This is a genomic window from Leptospira borgpetersenii serovar Javanica (assembly GCF_003046425.1).
GTDB classification, from domain to species: Bacteria; Spirochaetota; Leptospiria; order Leptospirales; family Leptospiraceae; genus Leptospira; species Leptospira borgpetersenii.
In genome coordinates this window covers 1-10,000 of sequence record NZ_QAJG01000024.1, presented here as the reverse complement: position 1 = coordinate 10,000, position 10,000 = coordinate 1, and the positions used below count along the sequence as shown (strand labels likewise).

Genomic DNA, 10,000 nt, shown 5'->3' with positions numbered 1-10,000 from the left:
GTAAAAATTATGAGAAGGGAGGGAGTGGATCTCTTCCTGAAGTCCAGTTATACTTTTAACAAAGATAAATTTCACCGCAAAGGGCCTCCCGGTATGCCTACGAAGCGGAAGGGGAAAGTGTCGGAATACGGTACTCAGCTCCGTGAAAAACAGAAATTGAAAAGAGCATACGGACTTTTAGAAAAGCAATTTCGTAAATATTACGAAGAGGCTTCTCATTCTCACGGTGTGACGGGTGAAATCCTTCTCCAGCTTTTGGAAAGAAGATTGGATAACGTTTTGTATCGTCTCGGATTTGCGGTGACTCGCCGCCAAGCGAGAAATTTCATCGCTCACAGACACGTTCTTGTGAACGGAGAAAGAGTGGATATTCCTTCCTACAGATTAAATGTAGGGGATAAAGTGGAAATCCGAGAGAAATTTAGGGCTTCTACCTTCATCGCTGATAACATTAGATTGTCTCAGTCTTTGCAGGGAATTCCGTCCTGGTTATCGGCAGATTACACAAACTTTGGTGGGGACGTTACGGCATTACCAGAGCGTCATCATATCGATCTACCGGTGAAAGAACAGGTAATCGTAGAGCTTTATTCGAAATAAAATCTGATAAAAGGGTCTCAAATTGTCTCTCAAAAGCTTACTCAAAGGATTTAAACGTCCTAAGAAGATTGAATTCAACACGGAAGCGAGCACTCCCAATTATGGGAAGTTCGTTGCAGAGCCTTTTGAAAGGGGTTTTGCGACAACGATTGGTAACTCTCTTAGAAGGACTTTGATGTCCTCGATCGAGGGAGCCGCGATCTCGGCGATTCGTATCGAAGGGGTAAACCACGAGTTTTCCTTTATCGAAGGAGTTGCGGAAGACGTAACAAGAATTATTCTGAACCTGAAACAGGTTCGGATTAAATACGAACCGGAAGAAAAAGATCAGAGCAAGATCATACATCTCGAACTGAAAGGAGCCGGATATTTCAGAGCGGGAGATCTCGCTGTGGATTCCTCCATAGAAATCATGAATCCAGATCTCCACATTGCTACTCTGAACGAAGACGCGAATCTGGTGATGGATTTGGAAATTCAGAGAGGAAGAGGATACGTTCCTGCGGAAGAAAAGAAAAAGGACATCGAAGTTCTCGGAACGATTCCCGTGGATTCGATCTTTTCTCCCGTTCAGAAAGTGGTTTTTGAAGTATCCGAAACTCGCGTTGCTCAAAGATCGGATTACGAAAAACTGACTCTGGAAGTATGGACTGACGGTTCCGTGTCTCCAGATGACGCGGTCGCACAGGCTGCGAAAATCTTAAAAGAACATCTTACGGTATTTATCAATTTCGAAGAGGAATTGGAGGAAGAAGACGACGAACTGGATGAAGCGGACGAAAAACTCAAGGCTTCCTTGTCGAAACACGTGGAAGAATTGGAGCTTTCCGTTCGTTCTCTCAATGTGTTGAGAAGTCTGGAAATCGATTTCATCGGGGACTTGGTCAAAAGATCCGAAGAAGAAATGTCGAAGTCCAAACACTACAGTGATCAGTGTCTCCAAGAGTTGAAGGGAAAACTTTCCACTCTGGGTCTCTCTTTTGGAATGAGGGATTTTTAAAATGAATAAAAGAAATAAAGTAAAACACCTAAACCGCAATAAAGGTCATAGAGACGCGTTGATCAATAACATGATCACCTCTCTTTTTAAATACGAGAGAATCGAGTCCACTCAAGCGAAGCTGAAAGTGATTCGTTCTCATGCGGAAAAACTGATTACAAGAGCTAAGAAGAATCTCGTAGCGGATCTGAAGCCTGAAGTTCAACTTCACAATAAACGGGAAGTGATGAAAAGAATCAAGGATCGTGAAGTAGTTGTAAAACTTTTCGAAGATATCGCAAAACGTTTCGAAAGTAAAAACGGCGGTTACACTCGCGTTTTGAAACTTGTGAACAGGGCTTCTGATAATTCCGAAGTTGGAATTTTGGAACTGACTTCTAGAAAAGAAAGAGCGATTCTTTTGAAAGAAAGACAAGAGAAGCGTGAAGCTCAAGAGAAAGCTAGGGAAGAAAAAAGAACCGCAAGAAAATCTGACTCTGTTCCCGCTCATAAAAAATAGATCACTCTCTCAAAAAGAAAATTACAAAGAAAAAATAGAATTCTTAGTTTTCTAACCTTTCAAGCAGTTTTGAAATCTATCATTGTATGATTGTGTTATAGGTATTCGATTCTATATTTCAAAACTTGCGTTTATGTAGATAATATGTTTTTTGGTTACTTTTATCTTCAATAAATCTTGTTCCCTTTTACTCGGTAGAGTCTTACGGTACTTCTACAAATCATACCTCTTTGATATTCAATCCGGACTTTACTTTCTTTCGGTTTCTTTTTGCCCAATAAAAAATTTATTCCTCTCGATAGAATACCTTGATTTATCTTAAGAGTCTGTCCGAAAACTGTCTTCTGTAGGATCGGAATTACCAACACCTGTCATCAGTTCTCTGATTGTAGGAGTTCCCACAGATTGGTTGCATTGGCGATTTTCTTGTCGTTTAAAATTATAGTAGCTTCCTACATTTCTAAGGTTTTGAGACGGCTTAAGTTGTATTTCGTTTTCGGTTCAGGTTTAGCGGATTTTAAAATAACGCGAATTCGAGAGAACAAATGTGAAAGCGATTATTATGCTGCGATCCATAGGGCACTTTAGTTTGAAAAATTCAGATAAAACGCTTTCATAAAAAGTATTTTATCTTGCGAGTGATTCACCCAAACTTTCTTATATCGAATTCAGGTTGAAATATAACGGAATATGTGATGACGGTTTTATATCTGCAAGAGCCGAATAAAAATGGGGTGAGTAAACTTTTTTAAAGAATTTGAAAAGTTGGTAATACAAAATCAAATCAATCCCCAATCTAATCTTACAGGATATGAATTCCTTCTTCTTTCAAAATAACTTTGATCTCCTTTTCTCCAGGCTTCCCTTAAAAGCTGGTCTTCTTTTTTTAAGAAAGTGGAGGTTTTAAATTCTCCAGAGGTTTGTAAGAAGGATTTCAACGGTGGTAAGGGATGATCTTGGTATAAAATAGATAATTTTTCGGCGATTCGGTAAGTTCCACTGATTCTTCCCAACTGACTATAACCGGCGATATGGGGGGTAAAAATCGAATGATCTACTTCCGCGAGCATTTTCCCTTTTTCCTCCGATGGAGGCTCCGGGTCAAACACATCTAAAATTTTGAATATATCGTTTCTTGCAATCAATCGGTTAAAAGCGCTCGGAGAGAGGATTTCCCCTCGACTCGTATTGATAAAAACGGTTCCCGGCGTTAGGGAATCTATCAAAGAATCGGTGACAAAATGAAATGTCGGTTCTATACCTTTTTCAATCAAAGGTACGTGGTAACTGACGACGGGGCGACTTAAAACTTCCTTCAAAGGAGATGATTCCGTCCTGTAAAATGGGTCGTAAAAGATACAGTCGATTCCTTGAGATATTAGAATTTTATAAAATTCTTTTCCCGTATTTCCATGTCCGATTATTCCGACCTTGACGGTTTTTAATTCTGCTTTGTTGAATCGATTCAAGAGGCCAGCATAGCAGTATTCCGCAACCGAACTGGCGTTACAACCGGGTGCGTTCAAAAAGATTTTTCCTGATTTTTTGAGAATATTAAAATCTACGTGATCCGTTCCGGAACTTACGGTCGCAAAAATTTTCACTGAAGGGAAATTTAAGATACATTCCTGATTTATTTTGAGTCTCGTGTTTGCGATCAGAATTTCGGGTTCGTTGCGAGACAAATCTCCGATTTGATTGATCGAATACGATTTTACTTCTAACTTTTCAAAAGTCGAAAAAATTTCTTTAGCTCCCGTAGTTCCTGCCGGGTAATAGAGGATTGGTCTTTTTTGTCGCACTAATTTGTCATTTCATCTGAAGCGCTTCCTCGGAAAAAACAAAAAAGATTTGCTTTAAGAAAGATTTTTTTAAAAATCACAAGTCCATGAAATCTCTACAGGAAAGATTTATGTTTCCCGTAGTCCTCTGTTCGATCTCTGCGATTTTAATCGTATTGATCTGGTTTGCGTTTTTTAATGGAAGTGACGCAGGCTCTTCGGGAAACTCGAATGCAGTGGAATTTGAACTCCAACAACACTCGGAATCCGGCGAATGGACTTTAAATCAAGGGATCGTAGATACTTCACGTAAAATCTTCGATGAAAATGGAAATTGGCTCTCCTTTGACGAGCTATTACGATACGCTTCCACCGGAGAAGTCAATTTAGTTTCCGAACTTTGGGCCTTAAGAAGGGAGTGTCCCGAAGATTTAATTTACGAACAGTGTAACGAAGTTATTCGAGCCTTCATTGCCGACCATTATTCCGGAAAGGAAGTCGAATATCTTATGAACCTTTTTTCGAGTTACTTGAAATACGAAATAACTATGAGGGAATTTGAATTTTCTGATGACCTAAGTAACTCTGAAAAATACGAACTTATTAAAAAGAAAAGAAGAGAATTTTTCTCCGATAATGACGCTCAACTTATCTTCGGGTTGGAAGAAGCGGAAGAAACTTACCGGAATTCCTTGGGAGGTTTTTTAATCGACACGGAGTCTTTGAGTGCTGAGCAAAGGATACAAAAATACGAGGAATTCAGAAAAAATGTCTACGGTCGATATTACAATACCGTAAAGAAGAGAGAGTCTAAGTATAGCACCTATGAGACTGAGATGTTTCTGAGAGAAGATGAATTGGAAAGAATGAGTTTATCCGATCGAAACAACAAAACAAAATACATGCGTGAAAAGTATTTCGGTAAGGACGGTGCGGATCGTATAGATACGGCTTATGGTAATGAGACCGAAGAAAGAAAGGAAAAATAAATTGTGTAAGAGAAATCTGATTGGATCGGAAAAAATCTTAACGTCAAGGAAAAGGTTTGATGAAGATTCGAGTCAAAAATCTCGACACAGAAGAAGTTCAAGAATACTTTTGTATAGGCCCTTTCTATTTTGGTTCTTATTCCCGTCTTACTCTTGTATTGGGAAATCCTAAGAAAACCTGATGTTGAAACACACTTTCTGCCATCTTCCCGGAATCAATACGACGGAAGAAAAAAATCTTTGGGAAAATGGAATTTATGATTGGAAAGATCTTGAAGAATATTTGAAAACCGAACCTGCTCCGACTCGAAATCTGACTTTAGGAGCATTAGAATTTTCTAAAAAAGAATTGGAAATAGAAAATTTTTTCTACTTTTTCCACGTTCTTTCAGCTAAACATCATTGGAGACTTTTTCCTACGATTCGAAAAAAACTTCTTTATATGGATATTGAAACCACGGGTTTAGAAAACGACGACAGAACAACGGTCATCGGAACTTTCGATGGATTCGAATACCATTCCTATATTCGAGGTTTTAATCTTGATTTCTTTTTAGACAATCTCAGCCAGGATCAGATTTTTGTTTCTTATAACGGGATCGCTTTCGACATTCCCTTTTTAGAAAGGGAATTTAATGTGCGTTTTAGGAATAACCACATCGACATTATGTTTTTCTTAAGATCTCTCGGGATCAAAGGTGGTCTCAAGGGGTGCGAAAAGGTATTAGGTATCCATCGACCAGAGGAAGTCTCGATCACAGGTGTCGAAGCAGTAAATCTTTGGAAGCAATATGTAGATTATGACGATATGAACGCTCTCAAAATTTTAGAAGAATATAATCGGGAAGACACCGTTAATCTTGAAAAGTTATTCGTCAAAGGATACAATTTAAAGATTAAAGAAACTCCGTTCTATGGGGAAATTGTCAAGGAACCTGAGCAATCTCGATAATAAAAAGATATTTGAAATATTTTTCCAAAAAAAATATACGCTAAGAACTGTCTCTACAAAAATAAGTTCGGTTTTTTGTAATAGCTTTGAGTATTAAATTCAACGTGCATTCGGCGTAACAAATGCGAAAGCGATTATTATGCTGTATCCCTAGATTAATACGGTTCCTTAACATAAGGTAGTTTCCGAGTATAGTATTCTTAATTCGACGGAGTCGAGAGGAAGGCCAGTGGTAGAGATAGATGACTCTCTGAACTAGCTGCAAAACTTTCCTATGGGTGCTCTGCCGGTCGTTCGAAGGAAGTTTACCATCTCCGCTCTCTATGGGGCACTCGATAGGAGAGCAGCACTTTAGTTTGAGAATTCATATAAAACGCTTTTTATGAAAGCGTTTCAGCTCGCGAGCCATTTTAGTTGTGAAATTTGTGAGCGATTTACCCAAACTTCCCTATATCGAATTCGCGTTAATTATATTACACGTTTATTTCGCACCGATCCATTTGTATTTTTCATACGGAGGATCGATCTCCAAAACTTGTACCTGCCCTTGATCGATCAATTTTCGAATCAAAGAATGTAAGATTGCAAGTGCCGTATTGTAATAACTACTGTTCGCCACCTTTTCTCCCATTGCTTCGAGAACCAAAGTGGAGAGATCCTGATCGTCTTCCTTCAATCTACGTACCACACCTCTTTCCAAAAGATTTAGAGTTTTCGAAATCAACTTAATCGCTCTTTGAGGATCGTCCGGCTCCGGCCCGTGTGCCGGAAGTAATCTTCGGATCGGAAGCTTGGAAAGACGGTCCAAGGATTGATGATAGTCGTAAAGATTTCCGTCGATCTCCGCGTAAATAGAAGAAATATTTTGAAGTACCAAATCGCCCGTAAAGTAAATCTTTTCTCCTAAGATATAAGGAGTTAAATGCCATCGATTATGACCGGGAGTATGCAGGACTCCGATTTCTCTGCCTCCCGCTTTAATCACGTCTCCTTCCACGAGTTCCACATCGAAATCCAAATATGGGTCTACTTTTTCCGAATTGTCCAAAGCATCATGAAATTCGAATATACCGGTATCCACTCTTTTCAGTTCTGTGGCTCTTGTTGTATTATCGTGATGACCTTTATATACGAGCCTCCTCATGGCTCTTTGAAAAACTTGAACGAATTCCACATAATTTCCGATTTCCGAAGCCATTCCCGTCATCGCGTACAACTTTGCATCCGTATAATAGCGTAGGGTCAAAGCGGCGCTCATGTGATCAAGATGGTTGTGAGTGTAGATAATATGTTTGATTTTATTTAAAGAAAGGCCGATCGTTTTTAAAGCCCTTTGCAAAAGACCTAAATTTTCGATGTAACCGGAGTCGATGATGGTAGGTTCCCCGTCCGGGAGAATGTAAATATTATTGGGTGAATAGAAAGGTTGTGGAATTTCGGTCTTAAAGATTCCGTCTCCGATGTTCTTGACTTCCGGAATAGAATCATATCGGTGAATTTTCATTCAATTTTCCCCAAGTATAGGGGTCCTTCTTTGATACAAGTTCTTTGGAGACATGAAGGTCTGCAATTGAAATTTCAAATAAGAGCCTACCTTAACCCAAAACCTCAATGGTGGAATGTCGAATTAATTTCGATTACAGCATACTTTCACTGCATCCGCTAGCTGTTTGGGATCCCATGGTTTTGGTAGAACAGCATAAGTACCCGCTTCTTTTTTCACTCTTTCCACCGCGGCATCGTCTATATAACCTGTGATCAATATGGAACGGATATCCGGGTATTTTTGATGAATATGAATTAAGAATTCGTCACCTTTGATCCCAGGCATACGCCAATCGGAAAGAATCAAAATTACGTTGATCCCATTCTCCGCCAGTTCGTCCACAACTTCCAACGCTTCGCTTGCATTGACTGCGGTTTCGTATTGAAACTCGTTTCCAAATTGTTTCTTTAGTTCTTGTTTTAACGCGATCAAAATGATCGGTTCATCATCAACACAAAGAATCGCATTGTTTTTTACTGTATCTTTCAAAAGATCTTCTCCGTTTCTGTCCAAATCGTGCAAACTTCAATTGCACGCGAACTTCGTTCTTCCGGGAACACTCTCAAACTCACGTCTATCTTCTTTATGATCTTTTTGCAGATATCAATTCTGGACCGATTTCTTCCCTTATTTTTTGTAGAGAAAAAAGGGAAGAAAATTTCATTCTTTTTATAGAACCCTAAATACTCGGGATCAGTAAAGTAAACGATGACCCCAATACCTTTTCTTCCAGGCCGATTCCAATCTTCCTTTGGTAATTGATGGATTGCAAATCATTATTTAAAGGTTGGGTCTATACTTGATCAAGCTTATTCTAATTTACGGAATGGAGTTTGATCGTTTTTCATAAATCTATATTCGAGTTATAAGCTTATGATTTCCGTACAATTCGTGAAGAACCCATTTTTTATCGTCCCGTTTTGATGATTCGTTCAAAGACCAAGCTCTTTGGCGTTTTGTTTGAGGAATTTTTCGTGAAAGGGTTCTTTCCACACACGAATCCCTTCGGAAAAATCAGAATACAAGCTAGTTTTCAGTCCTTTTAGGATGGCATAAGATACGATATCTGCGCTGCTTTGCATCCTGGAGTCATATTACAGTTTGTATAACAAGGTACCTAGAATAAATGGGATTTGTTTCAAAATTTCTGGTACCTATTCTGCAGGGATTAGTAATCTGGCATTACTGGTATCCTTTTTCTGGAGAATCTGCTTTTATTGTCGGTAATTCATCCTATTTTTGCGTTATGCCGAACTATTCTTTCAAATTTTGTTTCAGAATTTAAGTATAGGGAAACGATCTTTTACATACGGGGTCGAAATCGGAAAGTGGTGGGTTCATTTTCATTCTTGACCAAGATTTGCTTTTCGATCAATATAACTCTAAAGGTATTTATGAAACGTTTTTATATCGGATCTTTTCTTTTGATTATTTTTTCGGCGACTTTTTTCAATTGCGAACATCGGGATCAAAATAAGGTGGATCTAAAGGTACTTGTTGCAGCAACCGGAAACGTAATCCTCATAAACGGAGAGGTGGATTCCGATAAAATTTCCTCTTGTGGAGTTGCGGTTCCCGGCACCGCCGCCTCTGGAACGGCGTCGGGTACCACGGGAGGAAATACCGGAACCACAACAACTACCTCGGGTTCTTCCGGTTCCAATACTCGTTATACGATCACAAGTCAGTTGATTATGAAGAATACAGCCGAAGCGATGGTTCTTCGATTCCAATTCGATTCAGCTCAGTATCAAGGGGCGGTGGATCCACAACAAGGTTTTAGTTATTCGGGTGGAGTTTTCGGTAGAACAGTTACCGGTAATGTCGGTAAAGTAGAATGGGGATCTTCCGGAATTCCGGTATATCCGACAGGAAATGGTGCTGCTCAACAGCAAACCCTACAGTATATGGACATCGATATTTCCCTTTCCGGAAAAATACTTGATAGTTCTACGAGCACGGGGATTCTCAATCAGTGTTATACTTCGGATAACGTTAATTGTACTTCAGTTACGACAACTCAACAATGTTTTACTCAGGATAATCATTCCTGCGTTTCCACCGCATCGGCTTCAGGTTCCGCGGTTACGATTACTGGAAGAATCGCTTGTAATGCGCCTAATGTGATTCCAGGCGGAGGTTCTACGCAATGATCTTAAATTGGCGCTATTCGTTTTCGATTTTTAATTGCATTGAAATTTTATAAAATTATAATGCAATTTGATTCCTTAAATAGGGAACCTCCATAAAAATAGATTTTAGAATGATCGAATGTCGTAAAGCAGCGGGTTTGATAAGAATTCTTTGGAACGGCCTGTCGTTTTATAGATATGCCCTTTAATTAACTTGGGTTAACAAATGCAAAAGCGATTTATTATGCTGCGACCTGAAACGGCCATAACGTTACCCACAAATTAAGAAGGCTTTTGGGATCATAAGGATCAAAAACTGATATTTTTCAAGTGTTCCGACAAGAATGAGGCTTTTTACTTGCAAGAAGTATGATTTTGTGGTAAAGAAAACCTCCCGAGTCTTCCCACCGCCTCTCCCCTCCACCCAAAATCAGGGTGGGGCGTAAGTTTCACAGAGGATTTGTAGTAATTCCGACAGATTTATCTTCAGATCCAAGTATT

General features: G+C 39.3%; 10 protein-coding genes (1 of these 10 cut by a window edge). 6 read left to right on the top strand and 4 right to left on the bottom strand.

Annotated features, from left to right (window positions below; translation table 11 throughout):
* The 3 genes in view from rpsD to rplQ are tightly spaced (at most 22 nt apart) and all read left to right on the top strand, a layout consistent with a single transcriptional unit that may run on beyond the window.
* Window positions 1-600, top strand: partial view of a 30S ribosomal protein S4 gene (gene rpsD, locus CLV95_RS15275; RefSeq protein ID WP_002735223.1) — the 3' portion only. It extends 24 nt beyond the left edge of the window; the window shows 600 of its 624 coding nt (coding positions 25-624); its start codon lies off the left edge, out of view; it ends in the stop codon at window positions 598-600.
* Window positions 601-622: 22 nt separating this feature from the next.
* Window positions 623-1,600: a DNA-directed RNA polymerase subunit alpha gene (locus tag CLV95_RS15270; protein WP_002722915.1), complete on the top strand. Its 978-nt coding sequence runs from the start codon at window positions 623-625 to the stop codon at window positions 1,598-1,600.
* Between the two features lies 1 nt (window position 1,601).
* Window positions 1,602-2,099: a 50S ribosomal protein L17 gene (gene rplQ / locus CLV95_RS15265; RefSeq protein WP_002735277.1), complete on the top strand. Its 498-nt coding sequence runs from the start codon at window positions 1,602-1,604 to the stop codon at window positions 2,097-2,099.
* Between the two features lie 167 nt (window positions 2,100-2,266).
* Here the strand turns inward: rplQ and CLV95_RS19925 are convergent, their stop codons facing one another.
* The gene (locus CLV95_RS19925; RefSeq protein WP_002735244.1) at window positions 2,267-2,464 is read right to left on the bottom strand and encodes a hypothetical protein; all 198 of its coding nucleotides are present in this window, start codon (window positions 2,462-2,464) and stop codon (window positions 2,267-2,269) included.
* 414 nt (window positions 2,465-2,878) lie between these two features.
* On the bottom strand, window positions 2,879-3,901 hold the full coding sequence (locus CLV95_RS15250) for an NAD(P)-dependent oxidoreductase (protein ID WP_002735273.1): 1,023 nt from the start codon (window positions 3,899-3,901) through the stop codon (window positions 2,879-2,881).
* Window positions 3,902-3,987: 86 nt separating this feature from the next.
* Here CLV95_RS15250 and CLV95_RS15245 point away from each other — a divergent pair, with 86 nt between their 5' ends.
* A complete protein-coding gene (locus CLV95_RS15245) occupies window positions 3,988-4,869 on the top strand; it encodes a lipase secretion chaperone (RefSeq protein ID WP_016748955.1) in 882 nt (293 codons plus the stop codon).
* Window positions 4,870-5,050: 181 nt separating this feature from the next.
* On the top strand, window positions 5,051-5,821 hold the full coding sequence (locus tag CLV95_RS15240; protein ID WP_002735252.1) for a ribonuclease H-like domain-containing protein: 771 nt from the start codon (window positions 5,051-5,053) through the stop codon (window positions 5,819-5,821).
* Window positions 5,822-6,302: 481 nt separating this feature from the next.
* Here CLV95_RS15240 and CLV95_RS15230 read toward each other — a convergent pair whose 3' ends face one another.
* Window positions 6,303-7,325, bottom strand: coding sequence for an MBL fold metallo-hydrolase (locus CLV95_RS15230; protein WP_002735294.1), 1,023 nt, complete (start codon window positions 7,323-7,325; stop codon window positions 6,303-6,305).
* 123 nt (window positions 7,326-7,448) lie between these two features.
* Entirely contained in the window at window positions 7,449-7,856 is a 408-nt protein-coding gene (locus CLV95_RS15225; protein WP_011669451.1) for a response regulator, read from the bottom strand.
* Window positions 7,857-8,761: 905 nt separating this feature from the next.
* On the opposite strand from CLV95_RS15225, the gene CLV95_RS15220 reads away from it, so the two are divergent.
* Window positions 8,762-9,520 carry an LIC10920 family plasminogen-binding lipoprotein gene (locus CLV95_RS15220; protein ID WP_002722919.1) on the top strand — a complete coding sequence of 253 codons (759 nt, stop codon included), beginning with the start codon at window positions 8,762-8,764 and terminating at the stop codon, window positions 9,518-9,520.
* The last annotated feature ends 480 nt before the right edge of the window (window positions 9,521-10,000 follow it).